This window comes from Pseudomonas poae RE*1-1-14, assembly GCF_000336465.1.
In the GTDB taxonomy this organism is placed as follows: Bacteria; Pseudomonadota; Gammaproteobacteria; order Pseudomonadales; family Pseudomonadaceae; genus Aquipseudomonas; species Aquipseudomonas poae.
In genome coordinates this window covers 1,450,089-1,473,992 of sequence record NC_020209.1, presented here as the reverse complement: position 1 = coordinate 1,473,992, position 23,904 = coordinate 1,450,089, and the positions used below count along the sequence as shown (strand labels likewise).

The following is a 23,904-nucleotide window of genomic DNA, read 5'->3' as shown; positions in this document are numbered from 1 at the left end:
GCCTGTTCATTCTTTGTCGAGCTTGCCGACAAGGGAAAGCGTGAAGTCCGCCCCCATATATTTGAAGTGAGGCCGCACACTCAGATTGACGCGATACCAGCCGGGCTCACCGTCAACATCGCTGACAACGATGCGTGCCGCACGCAGGGGTCGACGACCACGCACCTCGGCACTGGGGTTTTCCTGGTCTGCGACGTACTGACGAATCCATTTATTGAGTTCAAGTTCCAGGTCGGTGCGTTCCTTCCACGACCCCAACTGCTCGCGCTGCAACACTTTCAGGTAATGAGCCAGTCGGTTGACCACCATCATGTACGGCAACTGAGTGCCCAGCCGGTAATTCAACTCCGCTTCCCGCCCCTCGACACTGGTGCCGAAATACTTGGGCTTCTGCACCGAACTTGCGGAGAAAAATGCCGCATTGTCACTGCCTTTGCGCATGGTCAACGCGATGAACCCCTCCTGGGCCAGTTCATATTCGCGTCGATCGGAGACCAGCACCTCAGTGGGGATCTTCGTTTCGATTTCACCCATGCTGTGAAAGTGGTGCAAGGGCAGGTCTTCCACCGCCCCGCCGCTTTGCGGACCAATGATGTTGGGACACCAACGAAACCTGGCGAAGCTGTCGGTCAAGCGTGTGGCAAATGCATAAGCCGTATTCCCCCACAGATAGTGCTCGTGACTGTTGACCACGTTTTCCTGATAGGCAAAGGTCTTGACCGGAGATTCAAGGGGATCGTAAGGCGTGCGCAGCAAAAAGCGCGGTACGGTGAGGCCGATGTAGCGCGCGTCTTCGCTCTGACGAAAGCTCTGCCATTTGGCAAATTGCGGGCCTTCGAAATGATCCTTGAGGTCCTTCAGGTCAGGCAGACCGGTAAAGCTTTCCAGGCCAAAAAAGGCTGGCCCGGCCGCTGCGATAAAAGGCGCGTGAGCCACGCAAGCGACAGTCGAAACGTACTGCATGAGCTTTACGTCGGGCGCACTGGGTGAAAGGAAATAGTTGGCGATGATGGCGCCCACGGGCTGACCACCGAACTGGCCGTACTCGGCACTGTAGATATGCTTGTAGAGCCCGGACTGGTTGACTTCCGGCGAGTCCTCGAAGTCATCGAGCAAGTCCGCTCGGGATACATTCAGCAGTTCGATCTTGATGTTTTCACGGAAATTGGTTCGCTCGATCAGCAACTGCAAACCTCGCCAGGCAGCTTCCAGTGCCTGGAACTGCGGGTGATGGAGAATTTCGTCCATCTGCCTGCTGAGCTTGCTGTCGATCTCGGCGATCATCCGGTCCACCAGGCGTTTTTTGACCGGTTCTGCGCTGTTGTGCGGCTTGACCAACTCTTCGATAAACGCCGAGACACCGCGCTTGGCGATACCGTAGGCCTCGTCATCCGCCGTCAGCAGGGTCTGCGCAATGATGTTGTCGAGGATGCTCGACTCGTCTGCCCTGGGAGCAGCCAGTGAGGTGGCTTGAGTGTTCATGGGATCAGTGTCCTTTTACTGAAAATCATAGGGAGGGCCGGGCCAGCCCCAATTCGGCGAGTACACGCGTGCGCGACTCGTCGTCGGCCAGGGCCTGCTCGATAGCCTTGCGAAAGCTCGGCGTGTTACCCAGCGGGCCCTTCAATGCCATCAATGCGTCACGCAGGGTCATCAGCTTTTTCAGTTCGGGAATCTGCTCGACCAGGCTTGCGGGATTGAAGTCCTGCATTGAATTGATGTTCACCTGAATACCCAGCTCCTCTGGCTCGGCGTCGTCCTGGAGACGATTGGGTACGCTGAGCGTCAAGCTCAGTGCCTGCTTGGCCAGCACCTCATCCAGGGTGTTCTTGTCGATCGCCACAGGTTTGCGGTCTTCGAGCTTGCGCAGGTCCTCGCGCTGGATGAAGTCTCCCAGCACCAGCAGTTTCAACGGCAGTTCTACTTCTTCCTGCGCACCACCCACTGCAGGTTTGAACGTGATATTGATGCGTTCCTTCGGTGCTACAGACCCCTCTTTGGGCATGGTTTTTTCTCCTTTTTTGCGTGCGGCTCTGCAGCCTATTCAAGTACCGCTTCAAGATCGAAGTGGCACAACCTGCGATGGGTTTGCTCTTTGCGCTCACGCGCTGCCTGGTCTTGCGGCAGCAGTTCACAGCAGCGAAACAAGAGCTGCGCGACTTGCAGCGCCAGGTCTGGTTCCCAGCGCTCCAGCCCTGCGTGCTGCAGGTGGTCATCCAGCTGTTCGAGCAGGATCTTCGCCAACTCGTGTTTGCCTGCCAGCACACACAGGCGGGCCTGAGCCAGGCGCCAATGGAAACGGTCGCGCTCGCTTCGCGCGGCTTGCAGGCCCTGCGTAAACTCGCCGACAACAGCCTTGAGCCCGTCCTTGCGCAGCTTGGGCAGCCCTTCCTGCAATGCCGTCTCCCACAGTTCGGCACCGATGTTTTTGCCCAGCGCCAGGGGTTGGTTTGTTTGCAGATGGCGCGCCACGTGAAGCGCAATCCAGTCCCGGGTGCTGGCATCGGCAAACGGCATGCCGTCGTAAAAGCGATACTCAGGCAGGTCCGGCAGGCGCTGCAGCAACAGCGCAAAACTCACCTCCAGCTCGGTCTTCGCCAGGTTGGCCTGCAGTGCGTCAAGGCACTCCCACTGCATGCGCAGTCCGTCAAACCAGAACATTGCGCTGCTCAGGCTTGCGTCGAGCTCAAGTATCAGATCGGCGTAATGACCCTGGGCAAGACGCTCCTGGCACCGCTTGAGCTTGTCGCCTGCGGGGCCACGCAAGGTCGTGGTTCTCTGGTTATCTGCGTCCGGGTAACGGGTCAGTGAGAGCCAGGCCAGTGTTCGACTCAGGCGCAAGGCGCGCAGGTCTGCAGCGCCCTGGCGCAACCACCAGTTGCACAAGGGGCGTGCCTGGTCCTGCAGGGTGCGCAGCCATTTGTTCGCATCCCTTTCGTTTTCGATTGCGGGCTCGGGCTTGAGCAATTGAGCCGCCACCTGTTTGACATTGGGCATGATGTGCGGCAACGCCGCTGGAGATGGATTGCCGTGTGCGGTCGGTTCAAGGCGCTCCGACAGTTGTCTGCGAATCGACAACAACAATGGAGCATCGTGACCCAGATGCTGGCTCCAGCATTCATCAAGGCGCGCAAGATGTTCGTGGAGCAGATGAAATACCGCCTGCTGGCCTGCAACTGACACGCTCTTGGCGAATACGGGGTCAAGGCGCAATACCAGCCAGCCAAAAGCCGCACGGCGGGTGCGCAGCTTGAGCGGGTAGACAACTGCCCAATGCTGCTCGCAGAGATGCAGCAGGAGACCTATTCCGGCCAACAGACCAGCAAACGACTCACGCTGGTAAAGCGCCCAGACCAGCCATACCGCGACACGCAGATCCTTGGAATGCTCGCCCAACACACACTCGCTGGTTTCAATGACTTTTTGCCAATCCGGCTGGCTTTCACTGTGTATCGATTGCATTTTCGCCAGCTCGGCCTCCAGGGCATCGTATTCACTGGAAAAGCGCACTTCATTACCAGCGAAACTTGCATCCGAGCAAGGCCGCCGTGCCAATTCCAGATAACTCTCACAAAGCGAGTTCAAATAATCCATTTTGATCCAGGCACAACTATTCACCTCAAAAGACGCACTAACAACAAACAAAAAGAACATTAAAACTCTACTGTTCCAGCGATGAGCCCCCCATAAGATTTGCAAACACTAGCCATGACACGACGATTCATCAAGCGAAAAATTCAACTTGAGACTTATCCTACAACCCCCGAAAAACAAGGCCTGCGCAGATATTTGCGCAACAGTTATCGCAAAACAGTCCAAATATCATGTATTCGACCCACCGCCACCCACGCACAGAAACGGCAAATAATTGCGCACTTATGCGCAAGCAAACTCAATAAATTTACGCAGTAATGCATAACAAGTTATCGAAAGACGCTCACACACTAATCCACCCTCCATATTTCATTAGGGCTCACACTTTCCGGCACGCTTTTTGTTAAGGGAACAGCACCATCGGATTTAAATATCGGATGGCGTCCCTATCAATCAGGCAAGGAAACCCGTCATGCCAACACCCGCGTATCTCTCCATCACTGGCGTCAAGCAAGGTTTGATTACGGCAGGCACTTTTACTCAGGACTCGGTAGGCAATATTTACCAGGAAGGGCACGAGGACCAGATTCTCGTCCAGGCGTTTGCGCACCAGGTCATCATCCCGCGCGATCCGCAATCCGGTCAGCCAACCGGACAGCGGGTGCACAAGCCGTTGATGATCAGCAAGGTGTTCGACAAGTCATCGCCCCTGCTCTTCAGCGCACTCACCAGCGGTGAGGAGGTGAAGTGCCGGCTGGAGTGGCTGCGCACTTCATCGGCCGGCACCCAGGAGCATTACTTCACCATCGAACTCGAGGGGGCGACCATCGTCGATATCCAGTCGCGCATGCCCAATTGCCAGGACCCGGACAACGCGCACTTCACCCATCTGGAAGACGTGTATTTCACGTATCGCAAGATTGTCTGGACCCACGAAGTGTCTGGCACTTCGGGCTCGGACGATTGGCGCAGCCCGGTGTCCAGCTGATGTAGCGTGATGCGCAAACGACGCCCAGGGACGGGCGCCGTTTTATCAGGATCCGTTGATATCGGGGCTAGACCATCGCCAGCGGATGCTTGCGCTTGGGCGCGCCAAATACCCGATCGATCGCGTCCAGGTCATGTTCATCCAGCACCAGGTTCGCAGCACGGGCATTGAGCCGCACATGTTCCGGCGTAACGGCCTTGGGGATGGCGATCACGCCGTCCTGACGCAATACCCACGCCAGGGAGACCTGAGCGGGCGTTGCCTCGTGGCGCTGGGCGATCTGTTTGAGCGTTGGGCTGGATAACAACTTGCCACCCTGGGCGATGGGACAGTAGGCCATCAGCGGCAAATGATGTTGTTGCCACCAGGGCAACAGGTCGAACTCGATGCCCCGCTCCTCAATGTTGTAAAGCACCTGATTGGTGGCACAGGCTGGTGAAGCAAGCTCCTGCAGGTCGGCTACGTCAAAATTGGAAACACCCCAACGGCCGATCTTGCCGGCTTCGCGCAAACGCTCGAATGCGTCGACCGTTTCTTCAAGGGGATACTGGCCGCGCCAGTGCAACAGGTACAGATCGATATAGTCGGTGCCGAGGCGTTGCAAACTGGCTTCACAGGCGCGAGGAATGCCCGTTCGACTGGCATTGTGCGGGTAGACCTTGCTCACCAGGAACACCTGGTCGCGCTTGCCGCGTATGGCTTCGCCGACCACGGACTCGGCGCCTCCTTCGCCGTACATTTCGGCGGTATCGATCAGGGTCATGCCCTCGTCGATCCCCAGTTGCAATGCCGCCACTTCAGCGCGGTGCTGGTCGGGGTCTTCACCCATGCGCCAGGTGCCCTGGCCAATGACAGGGACCGGTACGCCGGCCAGATCGATGGTGCGCATGACAACCTCCTGATGAATTCGTGAGTAAACAGTGGGGCATTGACCGGACAAAAGGGTTCAATCGAAGTATGGTTGCCCCCTGCCAAGTCGCCAGGAAGAACCTGCAATGCTGTTTGTCGTGATGCTCGGGGGCAAGCACCCCCGGGCGAGGATCGAAGTTCATGATGTGGTATTCGCGGTGGCGGATACCCTGCAAGCCACTTACCCGCAATTGCGCGAAAACTGGTTTGGCAGCGCCAAGGGCGTGCACATCGACGCCTGGATGGCGGTGGATGGCGTCGATGGCTGGAAAGTCGAGTTCAGCCCGTTGGCCCCGCAAGCCGGAGCGCCGCGCCTGTATTTCATCAACCTTGGCGGGTATGACACCCACAGCTTCGGCGAGGCCCATCATTACCTGCTGGTCGTCGCGCACAACAAGCAGGAGGCCAGAGCGCTGGGCAAACGCCAGATGCTGCGCGGTTGGTCCCAGGCGCATACCGATGCCGTGATGGATGTGGATGACTGCCTGCCCATCGACCTGGTGGACGGTCGTTATGTGCATCTCGTTCAGGGCCCGCACACCCCCATCGTGCAACGCAATGACTACATCGTATTGTCCTGAGAGTGTGCGTCACCAACTGCCGGACGCACCGCCGCCGCCACTGGACCCGCCGCCACCGGACGAACTGCTGCTGGAGCGCGAGCTGCCGGAGCTTGAACTCGAACGGCTGCTCGACCCCGAGTCCGAACGGGAGATGCTCTGCACGAACAGGATAAACGCCGCAATCGTGGCTACCGGTATTGCCATCACCCAGCCTTGAGCACCGTGCCCCAGCAGCAGGCCCGCCGCAGTATAAATTGCGACGACCGCCAGTACGCGTGCAAGGAAGAAACGCGGGCTGCTTTTCCACGATGCCTTGATCAGGAAGAACAACCCCACGTACAGGCCCAGTACCACTGCCGCGCCCAAGGGCCACAGCAGCCAGTGGATAAGGCTGAGTTCGACAAACCGATCCGCTGCCAGCACCCCGACGATATACGCCAGCACGGCCATCACGCAGTAGAACACTGCGCGCGCCAGCCACAGCGCGCCAAACGTGGCGCCGCCGATCAGTATCGTCAGCGGTAATATCAGCAGGTACACCGACCATTCACGACCACCGACGTACAGCGCCAGCAGCAGGGTCACCCCGGCGGTGGCAATCAAGGCACGGCGCCAATGCAAGCGGCCGGCGGCCATCAACACACCACCGACGCTGCCAGCGATCAGTGCCAGCAGTACCGCTATAGCCGGGGGACTGGCGCCTGGGACGGCCATTGGCGGCAAATCGCCACCCTCAACCAGCACAACGAGGTCGTTCACACCCAGGCTGACGCCACCGGCAAAATCGCCTTGGCGAAACGCCGGGGTGATGTGCTCTTCGATAATCCGGTGGGCCAGTAGATCGGTGACGATGCCTTCCAGACCGTATCCGACTTCGATACGCACCTTGCGGTCGTCCTTGGCCACCACCAGCAAGATGCCGTCGTTGACGTCCTTGCGCCCCAGTTGCCAGGCGCGGAACAGCTGAGTGGTGTACTCCTCGATACTGACCCCGCCGGTACTGGGTAAAAGCAACACGGCAACCTGGGAACCTTTGCGCTGTTCGAGGTCAGCCAGCCGGCTTTTCAGACGGGCGGTGGTGTCGGCATCGAGGGTGTTGGTGAGGTCGATAACCCGCTGGTCGAGGGCCACGCCAAGCGGCGAAACATCAGCCTGGGCGGCAGTAAACGGGCTCATGCACAACAGCGTCAGCAGACTCAAGACGGACAGCCGTATCCACCGCATCATATTTGTTACCTGAAGTTTCTTCCTGAAAGGCGCTGACTGTAACCTATCGGCGCTATAACGCGTGACCCAAGGGCCTTGACTATCTAAACTGCGCCTCACATAGCAATACGCCATAATTTTGAGACCTCCATGGATCTACGCCACCGTAACAATGTAAATGTGATGGGCGACGGCATGGCGACCCTGGTGTTCTCCCATGGCTTCGGCTGCAATCAGGCCATGTGGAATTATCTGGCGCCGCACTTTACCGAGCGCTTTCGGGTGGTGATGTATGACTTGGTGGGGGCCGGCCTGTCGGACCTCGTTGCCTTCGACAAAACCAAGTACGGCACCCTTGACGGTTACGCCCATGACTTGAACGAGATCATCGACGCCTATGCTCAGGGCCCGGTGATTCTGGTGGGCCACTCGGTCAGCGCGATGATCGGTGCCCTCGCCGACCGCCTGCGGCCCGGGCGTATTGCCGCCCATGTGATGATCGGCCCGTCGCCGCGCTATATCGACGATGCTGGCTATATCGGCGGCTTCAAGCGCAACGACATCGATGACCTGCTCGACACCCTCGACAGCAATTACCTCGGCTGGTCCAGTACCATGGCCCCGGTGATCATGGGCGCGCCCGGGCAACCGGAACTCAGCGACGCGCTGACCGAGAGTTTCTGCCGCACCGAGCCGGACATTGCCAGGCAATTCGCACGCGTGACCTTCCTGTCGGACAACCGTGAGGATGTGATCGGCCTCACCGCCCCGGTGCTGATCCTGCAATCGAGCGACGACCTGATTGCCCCGGTCGTGGTGGGTGAATACCTGCATCGCGTCGTACCCAACAGCACGTATTGCCTGATCGACAACGTCGGCCATTGCCCGCACATGAGCGCGCCAGTCGCGTGCGCGACGGCGATGCACAGCTTCCTGGCACCGTGGTCAGTCGCCCATGCCGACTGACCTGTTCGACAGCGCCGCCTGTGCGCTGGCCGTGACCGCCGAAGACGGCACGATCCTGCAGGTCAATGCACGCTTCACCGACTGGCTGGGGTTCAGCGTCCAGGAGCTGTGTGGCCGGCGCTTCCAGGACCTGCTGACGATGGGCGGGCGAATTTTCCATCAGACGCACCTGGCGCCGATGCTGCGCATGCATGGCAGCGTCACCGAGGTGAAGCTCGACACCGTGCACCGCGACGGCCAGAAAGTGACGGTGCTACTCAATGGCAATCGACGCCAACTCGACGACGCCGTGGTGTACGACCTGGCGTTGTTCGGCACCACAGACCGCGACAAGTACGAACGCGAGCTGTTGAACGCGCGCAAGCTGGCCGAAGCCCTGCTGCAGGAGAAAACCGCCACCGAAGTCGCCCTGCATCAGGCACAGGCAGAACTCAAGCAAGCCTATGCCATCTCCCAGCGGCGCGCGATGTTCGCCGAGCAGATGGTGGCAATTGTCAGCCATGACCTGAAAAACCCGCTCACGGCCATCCGCATGGCTTCGGATTTTCTCGGCCGTGGTGAACGCACGCCCAAGGAGCGCCAACTGCTCGGGCACATTGACCAGTCATCCGAGCGCGCCCAGCGCATGATCGCCGACCTGCTCGACTTCACCCAGGCCCGGGTCGGGCACGGTATCGTTATCCGCGCCGCGCCACTGGATTTTCATGCAGTCGTTCACCACGCCGTCGAGGAACTGCGAGTCGCCTTCCCCAAGGCAACGCTGGTGCACCATACCGAGGGCGATGGCCATGCGAGCCTGGACGCCGACCGCGTGCAACAGATCATCGGTAACCTGGTGGCCAACAGCGCGGCGTATGGCGACCCGCAACGCGACATCTGCATCACCTCGCGGCTTGCCAACAACGCGTGCGAAGTCGCCGTGCACAACCATGGCAAAGCGATTCCCGAGGCCCTGCTCGCCAATCTGTTCGAACCCATGACCCGCGGCACCGATCAAGCCAGCCAGGTGCGCAGCGTGGGCCTTGGCCTGTATATCGTGCGCGAACTGGCCAAGGTGCATGGCGGTGATGTGGCGGTGAGTTCATCGGCAGCGGCTGGCACAACCTTCACCGTGACATTGCCTGCCACCCATTAATCCGTTTCGGATTTCGCACTCAACGCCAGCGCCAGGACACCCCGGTATAGATTCCCCGCCCATCGGCCGGGGTCGAGCGCGCGACGTCCAACCCCTTGTCGTCATACCCCGGCGTGACCGTATTGGCATAGCGCCGGTTGGTGAGATTGCGCAGGTCGACCCACGCCTGCCAGTCCTGCTTCGGTGCATCGTAGCCAAACGTTGCGCCCAGTAGTGTGTATGCCGCGGCGTAATAGGAATTGGCATAGTCCACCGCTACCCGCGAAGCGTGCTCGGTGTTGAGGCTGGTATAAAAGCCGCTCGGGTGGCTGTAGCGCACCTGCGCCTGGTAGTAGTGCCTGGGGATGCCCGGCAGCGTGTTGCTACCAAAGCGGTCATCGTCACGGTAGTGGAAGTCGCTGAAGGTGTAGGCCTGACGCAGCTCGAGCCTGCCGTCGCGGCCGCCGTCCCACAGCGGGCTGAGCAGGCTCAGTTCCATGCCTTGATGCACGGTGGGGCTGGCGTTGGACTCGGCAATCACGGCGTTGCTGGTGGAAGTCTGCGCCTGGGTTTCCACGGCCAGCAGTTCGTGACGCACTTCGGAGCGGTACAGTGCCAGGTCCCAGGCGCCAAGCCAGGCCTCACCACGCCCGCCGACTTCAAGGGTGGTGGCGGTCTGGTTTTTCAGGCTCACGCCTTCGCGCGCCAGCCCATTGGCCGGGCCGCTGGTGAAGAATTTGTTGGAACCCCAGATCATCGACCACGCATGCGGCGGCTCGACCGAGCGACTGAGGTTGCCGTACACCTGCAATTGCGGATTGAAGTCATAACGCAGGCCGATGCGCGGTGCGTAATCCCAGTCATGCTGACTGAGCGGTGCCTGGCCTTGCGGGTAGGTAACCTGGGTCTCGCGGCGGGTGTAAATGGCGGCCAGGCCGGTGGTCAGCCACAGGTCCGGCAGCAGTTCCAGGTCATTGCCGATATGCAGCACGGTGTCGGAACCCAGATAGGAGTAATCACGGGTCTTGGTGCCCGGCGCATAGATGGCGGTATTGCCGGCAGGCACACGTACATATTCCGACGCGCCATTGTTGGGCATCGCCTGGGTGGTGCGCAGACCGAGGGTGGTTTTGCTGTCATGGCCGAACAGGCTGTCCTGACGGATGTAGTTCAGTGTGCCGCTGATGTCGGTGTAGGCGACTTTCAGGCGGTTGGTGCCTTCGCGCAGGTCCATGGGATAGTCGTGATAGGCGAGGCTGACCTCGACCTTTGAGCGGTCATCCAACTGCAGGGTGGTCTTGTTGGCAATCCAGGTGGAGCCCGGCTGCAGGCGTTTGGAATCGCGGGCGGCGTTCAGGCTGTTGGCGGCACGCGGGTCATGGCTGATCTGGTAGCGCGTGAGCTTGCCGGGGGTGTCGTTGGCGGTTTGGCGGTAACGAAAATAGAAGCGGGTTTCCAGGTCGGGGTTGAAACGATAGCCGAAGTTGGCGGCAACGCCCTTGCCGCTGCCCGCGCTCTGTTGCTGATAACCGTCAGACGCGGAGTCCGTCAGGCTGATGTAGTAGTCGGCGTCGCCCAGCACCTGGCCGGAACTGATTTCACGCTGGGCATAACCGCGACTGCCCGCTTCATAGCGCAGTTGCAAGGCGGGCGCGTCATGACCGGTACGGGTGACGTAGTTGACCGCGCCACCCAGCGCCAGCGCGCCCCGATCAAAACCGTTGGCGCCGCGCAACACTTCAACCCGGCTGTGCCACAGCGGGTCCTTGAGTTCATAGGGCGTGCCGCCGGGCCCGGTGAGCGGCAGACCGTCAAGCATCTCGAACAGGCCGGACGCATGGGCGCCGGGGCCGCGGTTCAGGCCCGAGCCACGGATGGACAGCTTCACCCCTTCATTATTCGCAGCCTTGGCATACACCCCGGCTTGATACTTGAACACATCTTCATTGGTGCTGACCCGCCCCTGCTGCACGCTGTCCATGTCGACGTAATTGGTAGCGCCGGGCACGCTTTTAAGCTGCGCCTGGGCCACTTCACCGGCACTGGCGGGCGCCGTGGTGACGTCGACCGGTGCCAACTGCAGCGTTTCGGCGTGCAACGGCGAACCGAGGGTCAGGGCGGCAAACACAAGCGGAGATTGACGCAACAACATGAGGCAGGTCCTTGGCGGTGGGAAGCGTAAGAAGCCCGGCGGCTTCGCCGGGTCACGCCTTGCAAACGAATCATTTCCTTTGCATGACAGGCTCCAGCGCTTGCATGAAGTCATCGGCCTCCGACCCCGGCGCAAACCTGAAACCGTACATTTCATCTGTGGCCAGAATCGCGTCCAGGGTGTTGCGCAACTGTGCTTCGGTCGGCGAGTCCTGGAGCAGTTTCTGCGCCGGTAATAAAAGCTCTGCCGCGACGCCCTGAGCGCTCGCGGTGTCGATCACTGCAAACAGGATGAAGCGCAAACGAATGTCGCGATCCGTGAGCCAAACCGTTTTTCGCTTACCCAAGGTAGGCCTCGATTTTTAGGAAAAGTCCGAGGCTATTGCCGGTAGAGGGGCGTTTCAAGCGGCCCTTCGCAAGATCGGCCGTGTCCTACATGAGAAAGCGAAACACCGCACTTCCCCGTCGAAGGGTCACTGCACCGGCAGAAAATTCATCAACAACAGGCTTTGCGCATAGTTGAGACCGATGCGGCGGTAGCGCTCGTCGAGGATCTGGGTAAGCAGGTCCAGGCGCGCGACGATCTTGCCGAATTCCACGGCAAAACTGAGGTTGCTGCCCTCCTCCGAGATCTCGTTGGAAAACAGCAGCAACACGCCATTGGCGTCCTGGCGCTGGCCAAGCAGCCAGGTGGCCTTTTCGATGTTGCGCGCGGCATTGCTGACGAATTGCGGGTTGATCGAATCGGTCACGTAAAACTGGGTGCGCCCGCCGTGGGCGGTGACCAGCATGCTGCCGATGGCGTAGATGAATGCGCCGACGCGGTCGCCGCGAAACTCCGGGCTCAGCGAGTAACTCAAGGCTGCCAGGTCGCGGCGCTCGCCCAGCGCTGGCAACGGCTGACGGTTTTCGATGGCCTGGCGGATTGTCCGCGCGGCGGTCACGGCATCCGGGTAACCCGACTGACGCCACTGGCTCGGGTTGCGCAGATAGAGCTTGTTCATCAGCAGATAGAGGCTCTGCAGGTTATCGCGCATGCCCAGCGTGGCCATGCGGTCCACGCTGGTCTGGAAGAACTCGTCAGGCTTGCCTTCGCTGAACTGCCGGGCCATGTCGCGGCCCTGCTGCTGGCTGCACGCCGTGGCACCGAGCGCCAGCAGCGCCGCGAGCAACAGCGGCCAGCGTCGGGTTAAACAAGGTGAAAGAGGGTTCATCCGCATCCGGTCGGGTCCTGCTGCCTGCGCGCTGAATGCGCGCGTTCGTGACAGGAATAGAGCAGAAGAATGAAAAAAAGTGCAGCCATGCCCGGCAGATCAGCAGAGGACTACACCCCTGCACTAACGCATTCCTGTTGAATACTTGCCTGATCCTACGGACTTGCCGGCGATTGGATAGATAGCCCAGGCCCCGTGGTCTAGAGTGCAACGATGGGCGACTTGCGTCGCACCTCTTATAAGAACTCAGCTACACCGACCGATGATCAGCAGGTGAACCCGCCATGGAATTACGCATCAACCAAAAAGCCTATCAAGTGGAGGCTGACGCCGACACGCCCCTGTTGTGGGTGATCCGCGACGACCTGGGCATGACCGGCACCAAGTACGGCTGCGGCCTGGCCCAGTGCGGCGCCTGCTCGGTGCTGGTGGACGGCAACGTGGTGCGCGCCTGCGTCACGCCGGTAGCCGCCGTGGCGGGCCGCGAGATCACAACCATCGAGGCCATCGAAGCCGATGACGTGGGCAAGCGCGTGGTCGCCGCCTGGGTCGAGCATCAAGTGGCGCAATGCGGATATTGCCAGTCCGGGCAGGTGATGGCGGCCACTGCGCTGCTCAAGCACACCCCCGCACCCACCCCGGCGCAGATCGACGCGGCCATGGTCAACCTGTGCCGCTGCGGCACTTACAACGCTATCCACACCGCCATGGATGACCTGGCCAAGCAGGAGCGCGCCTGATGAATACGCCTCTGCCCTTGTCTGACGTGCCTCTGGGTGAGCCGGTCAACCTGTCGCGCCGACGCTTTCTGGCCAGCACCGCCGTGGGCGCGCTGGTGATCGGCTTCGGCCTGCCGATGGGCTCGGCCCGTGTGCAGGCGGCCACGACCAACGCCGCAGAGCGCGGCACCCAGGTGCCGGCGTTTCTGGAAATTCGCCCGGACGGCAGCGTAAGACTGCTCAGCCCCTTCATGGAAGGCGGCCAGGGCACCCACACCGCCATGGCGCAGATCGTCGGCGAAGAGCTGGACGCCGACCCCGCCACCTTCGTGGTCGAGGCTGCCCCACCGGGTGAGGCCTATGTGGTGATGGAAAACGGCATGCGCATCACCGGTGGCAGCATGTCGGTGCGCATGAGCTACCCGACCATGCGCCGCCTTGGCGCCCTCGCGCGCGCCATGCTGCTGCAAGCCGCAGCCCAACAGCTCGGCGTACCGCTCACCGAACTCACCACCCAGCCTGGCCGCGTGGTGCACGCAGCGTCCGGCCGTTCACTGGGCTACGGCGAATTGGCCGGGCGCGCCCTGGACATGCCGGTGCCCGACCCGGCCAGTATCACCCTGCGCGACCCGAGCCAATTCCGCTGGATCGGCAAACCGGTGAAACGCCTGGACGCCTATGACAAATCCACCGGCAAGGCGCTGTATACCATCGACCTGAAAGTCGACGACATGCTCCACGCCGCCGTCCAGCACGCGCCCCGCCTGGGCATGACCGTGGGCAGCCTGCGCAATCAGGCGCAGGTCCAAGCCATGAAAGGCGTGCATTCGGTGCACACCCTGCCCGGCGCCGTGGCGGTGGTGGCCGAACGCTGGTGGCACGCCAAACGCGCCGTCGAAGCGATCCAGGTGGATTGGCTGGAAGCGGCCGCCGATTCGACGTTGCGCGCAATGCCCGCAGACTTTTCCACCGACAAGCACCGCGACTTCCTCGCCGCCCAGCAAGGCACGGCCCGCGACGACGAGAACGAAGGCGACGTGGCCGGCGCGCTGAAAAACGCCAAAACCCGGGTCGAAGCCACTTACCACAACCAATACCTCAACCATGCCCAGCTGGAGCCGCCGTCGGCCCTGGCGCGCTTCAACCCCGATGGCTCGCTGGAGGTGTGGCTGCCCAACCAGGCACCGGACATGTTCCGCGCCGACATCGCCAAGCGCACCGGCCTTGACCCGGCGAACATCACCCTGCACTCGCCGCTGCTGGGTGGTTTTTTCGGTCGGCATTTCCTCTATGAGTCGGCCAATCCCTACCCGCAGGCCATCGCACTGGCCAAGGCCGTGGGCCGCCCGGTCAAACTGATCTGGAGCCGCGAGGAAGAGTTCCTGCGTGACGTATTGCGCCCGCTGGCAGTGGTCAAGTTCCGCGCTGCGCTGGATGACAAAGGCCTGCCGGTCGCCATCGAAGCGGTCAGCGCTACCGAAGGCCCGACTGAAGCCCTGGCCGGCAAACAGGGCGACAAGATCGACCCCACGGCCATCGAAGGGCTATCGGGCAAAAGCTACGCCATCCCCAATAAGCGCATCGCGCAGATCTACGTCAAAGGCCCGGCGATGCTCGGTTACTGGCGTTCGGTGGGCAATTCGCTCAACGACTTTTTCTACGAGGCGTTCCTTGATGAACTGGCGGACAAGGGCGGTCACGACCCGTATGAGTTGCGTCTGCACCTGCTGCGCGACAACCCGCGACTGACCACCTTGCTCAAGGCTGCGGCGCAGTTGTCCGGCGGCTGGAAGCGCGGCCCCTACACCGCTGAAGACGGCAGTCGCCGAGCCCGTGGCGTGGCAATGGCGTCGCCGTTCGGTTCCCATGCGGCGGTGGTCGCTGAAGTGTCGATCGAGCACGGTCAGGTCAAGGTGCATCACATCTGGGAAGCGATCGATCCCGGCAGCATCGTCAACCCGGCGATTGTGCAGGCGCAGGTGGCCGGCGCCGTGGCGTTGGGCCTGTCGCAAACGCTGCTGGAAGAAGCGGTGTACGTGGACGGCAAACCACGGGCGCGCAACTACGACCTGTACCCGATCCTGCCGCCTTCACGCATGGCGCAGGTGCACGTCAAGATCATCGAGAGCGGCGAAAAAATGGGCGGTATCGGCGAACCACCGCTGCCCGCAGTGGCGCCGGCCGTGGCTAACGCGGTGGCGCAGTTGACCGGCCAGCGCATCCGCAGCTTGCCATTGAGCCGATACACCTTCAGCTAAGGACAGGGAACGCCCATGAACACCCGACGATTCGCCCGAACCGCAGGCTGGCTTGCCCTGCCCTGCCTGATCGCCGCCGGCCTGCTGGCCTGGTATGTCACCCGTGAGCCTGCCTCGCCGTTCGAGCAGGAACAGGCCACAACCTTCGACCCTGCCCTGGTCAGCCGTGGCGAGTATGTCGCGCGCCTCGGCGACTGCGTGGCCTGCCACAGCCTTGCTGGCAAGGCGCCCTTTGCCGGCGGCCTGGAGATGGCTACCCCGCTGGGGGCGATCCACGCCACCAATATCACCCCGGATCCAGACGTCGGCATTGGTGCCTACAGTCTGGCAGACTTCGACCGCGCGGTACGCCAGGGCGTGGCGCCGGGCGGCCGCCGACTCTACCCGGCCATGCCCTACCCGTCTTATGTGAAGCTCAGCGACGATGACGTGCGCGCGCTGTACGCGTTCTTCATGAAAGGCGTGCAACCGGCCAGCGAGCCCAATATTCCCAGCGCCATCCCCTGGCCGCTGAATATGCGCTGGCCCATCGCTCTGTGGAACGGCGTGTTCGCCCCCACGGCTACCTACGCCGCCAAACCGGGGCAGGATGCGCTGTGGAACCGGGGTGCCTATATCGTTCAGGGCCCGGGCCATTGCGGCAGTTGCCACACGCCGCGCGGCTTGGCCTTCAACGAGAAAGCCCTGGATGAGACCGGCGCGCCGTTCCTCGCCGGCGCGCTGCTCGACGGCTGGTACGCGCCGAGTCTGCGCCAGGACCACAACACCGGCCTGGGCCGCTGGAGCGAGCCGCAGATCGTGCAATTCCTCAAGACCGGGCGCAACCAGCATGCAGTGGTTTACGGCTCGATGACCGAAGCGTTCAACAACTCCACGCAGTTCATGGCCGACGACGACCTGGCCGCCATCGCCCGCTACCTCAAGTCACTGCCCGGCGATCCGCAGCGCGACGGCGCGCCCTGGCAGTACCAGACAGCCGCCACCGACGCACGCCCCGGCGCCCACCTGTACGCGACACGCTGCGCCTCCTGCCACGGCCTGGACGGCAAGGGCCAGCCTGACTGGATGCCACCCCTGGCCGGCGCCACCTCGGCGTTGGCCAAGGAAGCCGCCTCGGCCATCAACATCACCCTCAACGGCTCCCAACGCATCGTCGCCGCCGGCGTACCCGACGCCTACCGCATGCCGGCGTTCCGCGAGCAACTCTCCGACACGGAAATTGCCCAGGTGCTGACCTACATGCGCAGCACCTGGGGCAACGCCGGCGGCGCAGTGGACGCCAAGGACGTCAGCAAACTGCGCGGCCACACCGACCCGGCCAGCAGCAGCCCGATCATTTTGCATATGAGGTAAGAGCGCGGCAGCCTGAGAGCCGACCGGGATTGTCTGCCGATGAAGGAGGGTCAGTCAGCTTAGGTATAGCTGACACACTGCCATCGGGGGCAAGCCCTAATGCCGTTCAGTTAAGCGCAGATTCCCTGTGGCGAGCAGGCTTGTCCTGCGTTGGGCTGCGCAGCAGCCCCAATACCAGGCGCTGAGCCGTATCAGGTACACCGCGTTTTGCTGGATTGGGGGGCGCTTCGCACCCCAACGCGGGGCAAGCCCGCTCGCCACAATAAGCCCACACATTTCCTTAACTGAACGGCATTTCCGTGGGTCGCCGCAAGGGGCGGCCCCCCTCTCAGCCGCCACCGCAGCAATGGATATGCCCCCCATCCCCAACATTTTTTGGCAATATCCCCCCTCTCCATCATTTCTCCACAAACCCTCCCACAAAAGCGCATGGTAATTGCGCACAATCTCCCCGCCCTCACGGCAACCACACCGAGCTCAACATGAACGACCTGCCCAACACCCACCGGGAAACCCAGGCGCTGGTACTGATCGCCGAGGACGAACCGGAAATCGCCGACATCCTCATCGCCTACCTCAAACGCGCCGGGTTTCGCACCGCCCACGCGCTCGACGGCCGACGTGCGCTGGAGCTGCACCAGACGCTCAAGCCGGACCTGCTGCTGCTCGATGTGCTGATGCCTCACGTGGACGGCTGGAAGGTGCTGGCCGAAGTCCGCCATCGCGGCAACACGCCCGTGATCATGCTGACCGCACAGGATCAGGACCTGGACAAACTGATGGGCCTGCGCATCGGCGCCGACGACTACATCGTCAAACCGTTCAACCCGGCCGAAGTGGTGGCGCGTACTCAGGCCGTGCTGCGCCGCACCAGCGACTATAAATACGTGTCGGCCAGCAGCGTGCTGCGTGTGGATGCGTTCGAGATCGATATTGAAAGCCACGAAGTCACCGTGCGCACGGCAGGCGAGGCATTGACGCTGCCGCTGACCGCGACCGAATTCAAATTGCTCGCGCAACTGGCCAAGGCGCCCAAGCGCGTGTTCAGCCGCGCCGAACTGCTGGCGCTGTGCTCGCCGGAAAGCGACAGCCTGGAGCGCACGGTGGACAGCCATATCAGCAAGCTGCGCCGCAAGATCGAAGACCTCGGCCTGCAAGGTGTGCCCGAAAGTATCCGCGGCGTGGGCTACCGGTTTGGGAGTGTGACGTGAAAATCCTCAACGGCTTGAGCCGCCAGATCATTGTGTCGATGTCGGCTGTGGTGCTGTACGTCATCGCCCTCGCCGTGGTCGGCTCCTACGTGTTCTATTCGCTGTTGTGGGCCTATTGGCCACCGTCCGAAGAAGACGCCAACACCTGGATGCCGTCCAATATCGAGTGGGCCTGGATGGGGCTGATCACGCTGGTGAGCCTGGCCGTGGGCGCGGTGGTGGCGTTGAAGTTGTCGCGGCGGATCCTGATGCCCTTGAACTCGGTCGCCGAGAACCTGCGCAAACTGGCCGACGGGGACCTGGAAGCGCAAGCCCTGGCCGGCGAGCAGCCCATCGCAGAGGCAGCGATACTGGTGGATGACTTCAACAGCATGGCCCAGCGCCTTAAACGCATGGCCCAGGAGCAGGCGTTCTGGAATGCGGCGATTGCCCATGAGCTGCGCACGCCCCTGACCATCCTGCGCGGTCGCCTGCAAGGCTTGGCCGAAGGGGTGTTCGAGCCGGACAACGCACAATTCTACAGCCTGCTGGGCCAGGTCGAAGGGCTGACGCGGCTGATCGAAGACTTGCGGGTGGTCGGGCTGGCCGACAGCGGCTACCTGGAACTGCATCTGCAGAACGCCGACCTGGCCACCGGGATTGAAGACGATGTGCGGCTGTTCGAACCGAGCCTCACGGCCGCCGGTTTTGTGCTGCACCTGGACCTGCAACGGCGTTTGATGCGCTGCGATCCCGGGCGGATCCGCCAGGCTTTGCTCGCCCTGTTGGACAATATCCGCCGCCACGCCACGCCGGGGAACGTCAACATCCACCTGAGCACCCGCGACGCAATCCATTATTTGCGGGTACGCGATGACGGCCCCGGCATCGACGCAGAATTTGCCGTGCACCTGTTCGAGGCTTTTCAGCGCGGCGAAAACTCGCGCTCCCGGGCCCAAGGCGGCAGCGGCCTGGGCCTGGCGGTGGTGCGTGCGATTGCCCTCGCCCACGGCGGCGCGGTGAGCTGCCGGCGCATGGAAAACGGCGGCACCCTGTTCGAATTCAGCTGGCCCGTTTGATCAACCGGATACCGCGATGCGCGTCTTTGCCTGGCTGTTCAGCTCCACACCCGACTATCGGGACTTTGCTTTACTGGATAGCCACGGTGTGTGTATTGCCTTCAAACGCTGTACCGCCCAGCCCGCCAACGGGGACTGGGTCGCCGTCAAAGAGGTCAATCTGAGCTGGCTGGGCAGACCGCTGCCTGGCAAAGCCCGAACCGTTTAACAACCTTCGTCCTGTACGCAGTGGCCTACTCTTATGTCGAACACGTATCTGTCCAAGCTTGAAGATTCACTGAGACTGCACACCACCCGCCTGAAAAAGTTGCAGCGGCTGTGGGTGCCCTTGCAGCAGCGCGCACCAAAATGGGTCCTGGGACTGTGGATTCTTGGGGTGTTCTTCTCGTTGATCACTGAGTTTTATGCGCACTGGATGGTGACCGCGCCATTGATTCTTGCGTTGATCGTCGCCGAAATCGTGATCGATGAGCGGCAAATGACACTGTCCTTGCAAGCCGACAAGCTGCGCGACCTGCTCAGGACCGCCAGGCATCGCTATGCCTGCCCCTGAGGGTTATGTGCCTGGCGCATGACCCATTCTTAAACGTCATAACGCTGATTTCATCTGCGTGGTAGGCTCGCTGGTTTATAAACAGGCATTGATCGTGCATTAGACGATGGCCAGAACCAGGAAAGATCATGCCAAAAATTTCCCACTCAGCGCTTCGCTGCAATTTTCGTGAGTTGCTTGCCGCACCCCAGTGCGTCGAAACAGCTTCTGTGTTTGACCCGATGTCCGCTCGCATTGCGGCCGACCTGGGGTTTGAGGTCGGCATCCTGGGCGGCTCGGTCGCCTCATTGCAGGTGCTGGCGGCGCCCGATTTTGCGCTGATCACCCTCAGCGAATTCGTCGAACAGGCCACGCGCATCGGCCGCGTCGCCCAGCTCCCCTTTATCGCTGATGCCGACCATGGTTATGGCAATGCCCTGAACGTGATGCGCACCGTCGAAGAACTCGAACGCGCCGGCGTCGCCGCGCTGACCATCGAAGACACCCTGCTGCCTGCGCAATTCGGACGCAAATCCACCGACCTGATTTCCATCGACGAAGGCATCGGCAAGGTCCGGGCCGCCCTCGAAGCCCGGGTCGATCCGGCGCTGTCGATCATCGCGCGCACCAACGCCGGCGTGCTGCCCACAGAGGATGTGATCAAGCGCACCAAGGCCTACGAAAAGGCCGGTGCCGACGGCATCTGCATGGTCGGCGTCAAGGACTTCGAGCACCTGGAGCAGATCGCCGAGAACCTCAGCGTTCCGCTGATGCTGGTGACCTACGCCAATCCCGCGCTCAACGACGCAGAGCGCCTGGCCAGCCTCGGCGTGCGCGTGGTGGTGGCCGGACATGGCGCCTACTTTGCGGCCATCAAGGCCACTTACGACAGCCTGCGCGCGCAGCGCCAACTGACCCACCGCACCTCCAACCTCAGCGCCACCGAACTCACCCACACCTACACGTTGCCTGCCAGTTACATGGCGTGGGCCGAAGAGTTCATGGACGTCAAAGAGTAAGGCTGACAGGCATGCTCCAGCACCACTTCCAACGGGTGGCGCAGGTGCTTGCCGGCTTGACGCTTGACCTGGCTGCGGCAGGAATACCCCGTGGCCAGCGCTTCACCAGGCTGGTCCAGCTTGCCGGCCCATGACTGCTCGAAAATAGTCTTCGACGTGTGCTGATTGCGCGCCTCATGGCCGTAGGTGCCGGACATGCCGCAGCAGCCACTCGCCTCGCTGAGCAGTGTGAGGCCCACTCGGGCAAACACGGCTTGCCACTGCGCGGTACTTGCCGGCACGTTGGTCTTTTCGGTGCAGTGCGCCAGCAGCCGGAAGGTCTGCGGGCGTTGGGACGCGCGGTCCGGGAGCGCATCGAGCAGCCATTCCTGAGGCAGCAGCACCGTGGGGCATTCGCCTATTCCCGGCACCTTGCGGTACTCCTGGCGATACACCAGCGTCATCGCCGGATCCAGGCCCACCAGCGGCACGCCACAGTCGGCCAGCGCCTTGAGCTGCGCGGCATTGCGGATCGCCGCTTTCGCAAAGGCGCCGAGAAAGCCCTGCACATGCAAGGGCTTGCCGTTGGCGCTGTAGGGTGCAAGAAACACCCGATAGCCCAACTGATGAGCCAGTTGGATAAAGCTCGCCAGCACTGGCGTTTCGAAGTAACGGGTGAACGCATCCTGCACCAGTACCACACTGCGCTCACGCTGCGCGGGCGTCAGCTCGCGCAGGGTCGGCACGCTGGCGACCTTGACCTTGCACGCGTTGAGCACGGCCTGCAAATCGTGGCGGTGGATCAGCGGGCTGTCGAGCATGCCGACGTGGCGCGCCAGCAGTCGACTCATCCAGCCCGCACCCATGATCGCGTTGTACAGGCCCGGCGCGTAAGCCAGGTAGGGAATGGTGAACTCCAGCGAACCGATCAAGTAGTCGCGCAGCGGACGTTGATAGCGACCGTGATACAACTCAAGGAACCGCGAGCGAAACTCCGGCACATTGACCTTGATCGGGCACTGGCCCGCGCAGGATTTACACGCCAGGCAGCCCGCCATGGCGTCATACACCTCATGGGAAAAGTCCGCCTCACCGCGCGAGCGCGCCAGGTTGTTGCGCAGCCGCGCGGGTAACCCGCCCAACCAGGCCAGCCGGCCGCGGGCGACGGCCAGAACGTCGATATTGGCCGCGCCCTGCAGGCGCAACCACTCGCGGATCAACGACGCCCTGCCCTTGGGCGAATGCTGACGCTCGCGGGTGGCTTTCCACGAGGGGCACATGGCGTCGTCGGGATCGTAGTTGTAGCAGGCGCCATTGCCGTTGCAATGCATGGCAGTGCCGAAGCTCTGCCACACGCGTTCGTCGATATGCCGGTCAAGGTCGCCGCGCAGTGTCACCTCGTCGACCTTGAGCAACCCCTGGGCGGCATTCGGTGGCGTGCAGATCTTGCCGGGGTTGAGCTGGTTGTGCGGGTCAAAGGCGCCCTTGAGCGCTTGCAAGGCCGGGTACAGCTCGCCGAAAAAAGCGGGCACGTATTCAGAGCGCAAGCCCTTGCCGTGCTCGCCCCACAACAATCCGCCGTAACGCTGGGTCAGAGCGGCCACGGCGTCGGAGATCGGTTTGACCAGGGCGGCCTGGGCCGGGTCTTTCATGTCCAGCGCCGGGCGTACGTGCAGCACCCCGGCATCGACATGGCCGAACATGCCGTAGGCCAGACCAAAGCTGTCGAGCAGGGCCCGAAACTCGGTGATGTAATCGGCCAGACGCTCCGGCGGCACGGCGGTGTCTTCGACAAAGGGCTGCGGACGAATCTCACCGTCGACGTTACCCAGCAGTCCCACCGAACGTTTGCGCATGGCATAGACGCGGGTCACCGCTTCGGCGCCCTGGGCCAGGGTGTGGCCCAGCCGCTCAAGGGTGGTGTCACTCTGCAAGTGCGCCACAAAGGCCGCCACCCGTGCGTTGACCTGCGCCACATCGTCGCCGCTGAATTCCACCAGGTTGATGCCCAGCGTCGGGCGCGCCGCATCGGTGGGGAAGTATTCGGCGACGCTGTGCCAGACAATGTCTTTCATCGCCAGCAGCAACACTTTGGAGTCCACGGTTTCGATGGACAGCGGCGCATGCGCAAGCAAGGCGTTGGCGTCGCGCAGTGCGTCCATGAAGCTGGCGTAGCGCACATTGACCAGCACCGAATAGCGCGGAATCGGCAGCACATTGAGCCGGGCTTCGACCACGTAGCCAAGCGAGCCTTCCGCGCCGCACAGCACGCTGTTCAGGTTGAAACGCCCCTGCTCGTCACGCAGGTGCGCCAGATCGTAACCGGTGAGGCAGCGATTGAGCTTGGGAAACACCGAGGCGATCAGCTCCGACTGGGTGTCGTGGATCTGCCGCGCAGTACGGTACACCTCACCAATGCGCCCGCTCTGCGCACACGCCGCCTCAAGCTCGCCGTCGGAAAGCGGCCGGCTGTGCAGGTGCTCGCCGCCGAGCAACACGCTGTGCAGTTCAAGGACATGGTCACGGGTCTTGCCGTAGGTGCAACTGCCCTGGCCGCTGGCGTCGGTGTTGATCATGCCGCCCACGGTGGCGCGATTGGAGGTGGACAGCTCCGGGGCGAAGAACAGCCCGTGGGGTTTCAACGCGGCATTGAGCTGGTCCTTGACCACGCCCGCCTGCACCCGTACCCAGCGCTCGGCCACATTGATCTCAAGGATCGCGTTCATGTGGCGCGACAGATCGACCACGATGCCGTCGGTCAGCGACTGGCCGTTGGTGCCAGTGCCACCGCCACGCGGGGTCAGTTTGATCTGGCGAAAGCGCGGTTCGGCCATCAGGGTGGCGATGCGTGCTATATCGTCGGCATCCAGGGGGAATACCGCCGCCTGGGGCAGGCGCTGATAGATCGAGTTATCGGTGGCCAAGACGGTGCGGGTGGCGTAGTCGGCGCTGAGCTGGCCGCGAAAGCCGCTGATCTGCAAGGCCTGCAGAAACTCCGGGTACTGTGGCGCAGGTGCAGAGGTGGGCAACGGGGCGATCATCGCGGGCAGGTCTCAATTCACGGAAAGTC

General features: G+C 62.1%; 20 protein-coding genes. 11 read left to right on the top strand and 9 right to left on the bottom strand.

Features of this window, described 5'->3' with window-relative positions; translation table 11 throughout:
* Positions 1-6: 6 nt before the first annotated feature.
* The 3 genes from tssC to tssA are packed head-to-tail and all read right to left on the bottom strand — an operon-like array spanning position 7 to position 3,594.
* Positions 7-1,482, bottom strand: coding sequence for a type VI secretion system contractile sheath large subunit (gene tssC / locus H045_RS06790; RefSeq protein ID WP_015371825.1), 1,476 nt, complete (start codon positions 1,480-1,482; stop codon positions 7-9).
* 25 nt (positions 1,483-1,507) lie between these two features.
* A complete protein-coding gene (gene tssB, locus H045_RS06785; RefSeq protein ID WP_003235472.1) occupies positions 1,508-2,005 on the bottom strand; it encodes a type VI secretion system contractile sheath small subunit in 498 nt (165 codons plus the stop codon).
* A gap of 35 nt (positions 2,006-2,040) precedes the next feature.
* The gene (tssA, locus tag H045_RS06780) at positions 2,041-3,594 is read right to left on the bottom strand and encodes a type VI secretion system protein TssA (protein WP_167325115.1); all 1,554 of its coding nucleotides are present in this window, start codon (positions 3,592-3,594) and stop codon (positions 2,041-2,043) included.
* A gap of 472 nt (positions 3,595-4,066) precedes the next feature.
* Here tssA and H045_RS06775 point away from each other — a divergent pair, with 472 nt between their 5' ends.
* Positions 4,067-4,582: an Hcp family type VI secretion system effector gene (locus tag H045_RS06775; RefSeq protein WP_003235468.1), complete on the top strand. Its 516-nt coding sequence runs from the start codon at positions 4,067-4,069 to the stop codon at positions 4,580-4,582.
* Between the two features lie 67 nt (positions 4,583-4,649).
* On the opposite strand, the gene H045_RS06770 is transcribed toward H045_RS06775, so the two are convergent.
* On the bottom strand, positions 4,650-5,471 hold the full coding sequence (locus H045_RS06770; protein WP_015371823.1) for an aldo/keto reductase: 822 nt from the start codon (positions 5,469-5,471) through the stop codon (positions 4,650-4,652).
* Positions 5,472-5,577: 106 nt separating this feature from the next.
* Here H045_RS06770 and H045_RS06765 point away from each other — a divergent pair, with 106 nt between their 5' ends.
* Positions 5,578-6,072, top strand: a complete 495-nt coding sequence (locus H045_RS06765; protein WP_003235464.1) for a DUF1543 domain-containing protein — start codon at positions 5,578-5,580, stop codon at positions 6,070-6,072.
* Between the two features lie 9 nt (positions 6,073-6,081).
* On the opposite strand, the gene H045_RS06760 is transcribed toward H045_RS06765, so the two are convergent.
* The gene (locus H045_RS06760; protein WP_015371822.1) at positions 6,082-7,281 is read right to left on the bottom strand and encodes a TPM domain-containing protein; all 1,200 of its coding nucleotides are present in this window, start codon (positions 7,279-7,281) and stop codon (positions 6,082-6,084) included.
* Positions 7,282-7,410: 129 nt separating this feature from the next.
* Between H045_RS06760 and H045_RS06755 the strand changes: the two genes are divergently transcribed.
* Together H045_RS06755 and H045_RS06750 are read left to right on the top strand one after the other, a co-directional pair.
* Positions 7,411-8,226, top strand: coding sequence for an alpha/beta fold hydrolase (locus tag H045_RS06755; RefSeq protein ID WP_041931452.1), 816 nt, complete (start codon positions 7,411-7,413; stop codon positions 8,224-8,226).
* The gene (locus tag H045_RS06750) at positions 8,216-9,361 is read left to right on the top strand and encodes a PAS domain-containing sensor histidine kinase (RefSeq protein WP_003235458.1); all 1,146 of its coding nucleotides are present in this window, start codon (positions 8,216-8,218) and stop codon (positions 9,359-9,361) included. The genes H045_RS06755 and H045_RS06750 overlap by 11 nt, the downstream gene beginning before the upstream one ends.
* A gap of 19 nt (positions 9,362-9,380) precedes the next feature.
* Here H045_RS06750 and H045_RS06745 read toward each other — a convergent pair whose 3' ends face one another.
* The 3 genes from H045_RS06745 to H045_RS06735 all read right to left on the bottom strand — a co-directional run bounded on the left by H045_RS06745 (position 9,381) and on the right by H045_RS06735 (position 12,711).
* Entirely contained in the window at positions 9,381-11,492 is a 2,112-nt protein-coding gene (locus H045_RS06745; protein ID WP_015371820.1) for a TonB-dependent receptor family protein, read from the bottom strand.
* A 70-nt stretch (positions 11,493-11,562) separates the two neighbouring features.
* A complete protein-coding gene (locus tag H045_RS06740; protein ID WP_003235454.1) occupies positions 11,563-11,838 on the bottom strand; it encodes a hypothetical protein in 276 nt (91 codons plus the stop codon).
* A 126-nt stretch (positions 11,839-11,964) separates the two neighbouring features.
* Positions 11,965-12,711 carry a hypothetical protein gene (locus H045_RS06735; protein WP_003235452.1) on the bottom strand — a complete coding sequence of 249 codons (747 nt, stop codon included), beginning with the start codon at positions 12,709-12,711 and terminating at the stop codon, positions 11,965-11,967.
* Positions 12,712-12,989: 278 nt separating this feature from the next.
* Here H045_RS06735 and H045_RS06730 point away from each other — a divergent pair, with 278 nt between their 5' ends.
* From H045_RS06730 to H045_RS06695, 7 genes are all read left to right on the top strand, one after another.
* On the top strand, positions 12,990-13,445 hold the full coding sequence (locus H045_RS06730) for a (2Fe-2S)-binding protein (RefSeq protein WP_003235450.1): 456 nt from the start codon (positions 12,990-12,992) through the stop codon (positions 13,443-13,445).
* Positions 13,445-15,682, top strand: a complete 2,238-nt coding sequence (locus tag H045_RS06725) for a xanthine dehydrogenase family protein molybdopterin-binding subunit (protein WP_015371818.1) — start codon at positions 13,445-13,447, stop codon at positions 15,680-15,682. Before H045_RS06730 ends, H045_RS06725 begins: the two co-directional genes overlap by 1 nt.
* 15 nt (positions 15,683-15,697) lie before the next feature.
* The gene (locus H045_RS06720) at positions 15,698-17,035 is read left to right on the top strand and encodes a c-type cytochrome (protein ID WP_015371817.1); all 1,338 of its coding nucleotides are present in this window, start codon (positions 15,698-15,700) and stop codon (positions 17,033-17,035) included.
* A gap of 482 nt (positions 17,036-17,517) precedes the next feature.
* Complete coding sequence (locus tag H045_RS06715) at positions 17,518-18,246, top strand: response regulator (protein ID WP_003239162.1); 729 nt, start codon at positions 17,518-17,520, stop codon at positions 18,244-18,246.
* Positions 18,243-19,304: an ATP-binding protein gene (locus H045_RS06710; RefSeq protein WP_015371816.1), complete on the top strand. Its 1,062-nt coding sequence runs from the start codon at positions 18,243-18,245 to the stop codon at positions 19,302-19,304. The genes H045_RS06715 and H045_RS06710 overlap by 4 nt, the downstream gene beginning before the upstream one ends.
* A gap of 241 nt (positions 19,305-19,545) precedes the next feature.
* Positions 19,546-19,857, top strand: coding sequence for a hypothetical protein (locus H045_RS06700; RefSeq protein ID WP_003239158.1), 312 nt, complete (start codon positions 19,546-19,548; stop codon positions 19,855-19,857).
* A gap of 128 nt (positions 19,858-19,985) precedes the next feature.
* On the top strand, positions 19,986-20,855 hold the full coding sequence (locus tag H045_RS06695; protein WP_015371814.1) for an isocitrate lyase/PEP mutase family protein: 870 nt from the start codon (positions 19,986-19,988) through the stop codon (positions 20,853-20,855).
* Here H045_RS06695 and ydiJ read toward each other — a convergent pair.
* Positions 20,813-23,875: a D-2-hydroxyglutarate dehydrogenase YdiJ gene (gene ydiJ / locus H045_RS06690; RefSeq protein ID WP_015371813.1), complete on the bottom strand. Its 3,063-nt coding sequence runs from the start codon at positions 23,873-23,875 to the stop codon at positions 20,813-20,815. The two genes, H045_RS06695 and ydiJ, sit on opposite strands and share 43 nt — an antisense overlap.
* Between the last annotated feature and the right edge of the window lie 29 nt (positions 23,876-23,904).

What these genes read in the sequence shown, in the direction of transcription:
- H045_RS06730 (WP_003235450.1), top strand. Translation starts at nt 12,990, where the DNA reads ATGGAATTACGCATCAACCAAAAAGCCTATCAAGTGGAGGCTGACGCC.
- tssC (WP_015371825.1), bottom strand. Translation starts at nt 1,482, where the DNA reads ATGAACACTCAAGCCACCTCACTGGCTGCTCCCAGGGCAGACGAGTCG.
- tssA (WP_167325115.1), bottom strand. Translation starts at nt 3,594, where the DNA reads ATGGATTATTTGAACTCGCTTTGTGAGAGTTATCTGGAATTGGCACGG.
- H045_RS06720 (WP_015371817.1), top strand. Translation starts at nt 15,698, where the DNA reads ATGAACACCCGACGATTCGCCCGAACCGCAGGCTGGCTTGCCCTGCCC.
- H045_RS06700 (WP_003239158.1), top strand. Translation starts at nt 19,546, where the DNA reads ATGTCGAACACGTATCTGTCCAAGCTTGAAGATTCACTGAGACTGCAC.
- tssB (WP_003235472.1), bottom strand. Translation starts at nt 2,005, where the DNA reads ATGCCCAAAGAGGGGTCTGTAGCACCGAAGGAACGCATCAATATCACG.
- H045_RS06755 (WP_041931452.1), top strand. Translation starts at nt 7,411, where the DNA reads ATGGATCTACGCCACCGTAACAATGTAAATGTGATGGGCGACGGCATG.
- H045_RS06725 (WP_015371818.1), top strand. Translation starts at nt 13,445, where the DNA reads ATGAATACGCCTCTGCCCTTGTCTGACGTGCCTCTGGGTGAGCCGGTC.
- H045_RS06715 (WP_003239162.1), top strand. Translation starts at nt 17,518, where the DNA reads ATGAACGACCTGCCCAACACCCACCGGGAAACCCAGGCGCTGGTACTG.
- H045_RS06745 (WP_015371820.1), bottom strand. Translation starts at nt 11,492, where the DNA reads ATGTTGTTGCGTCAATCTCCGCTTGTGTTTGCCGCCCTGACCCTCGGT.
- H045_RS06775 (WP_003235468.1), top strand. Translation starts at nt 4,067, where the DNA reads ATGCCAACACCCGCGTATCTCTCCATCACTGGCGTCAAGCAAGGTTTG.
- H045_RS06760 (WP_015371822.1), bottom strand. Translation starts at nt 7,281, where the DNA reads ATGATGCGGTGGATACGGCTGTCCGTCTTGAGTCTGCTGACGCTGTTG.
- ydiJ (WP_015371813.1), bottom strand. Translation starts at nt 23,875, where the DNA reads ATGATCGCCCCGTTGCCCACCTCTGCACCTGCGCCACAGTACCCGGAG.
- H045_RS06695 (WP_015371814.1), top strand. Translation starts at nt 19,986, where the DNA reads ATGCCAAAAATTTCCCACTCAGCGCTTCGCTGCAATTTTCGTGAGTTG.
- H045_RS06750 (WP_003235458.1), top strand. Translation starts at nt 8,216, where the DNA reads ATGCCGACTGACCTGTTCGACAGCGCCGCCTGTGCGCTGGCCGTGACC.
- H045_RS06735 (WP_003235452.1), bottom strand. Translation starts at nt 12,711, where the DNA reads ATGCGGATGAACCCTCTTTCACCTTGTTTAACCCGACGCTGGCCGCTG.
- H045_RS06765 (WP_003235464.1), top strand. Translation starts at nt 5,578, where the DNA reads ATGCTGTTTGTCGTGATGCTCGGGGGCAAGCACCCCCGGGCGAGGATC.
- H045_RS06770 (WP_015371823.1), bottom strand. Translation starts at nt 5,471, where the DNA reads ATGCGCACCATCGATCTGGCCGGCGTACCGGTCCCTGTCATTGGCCAG.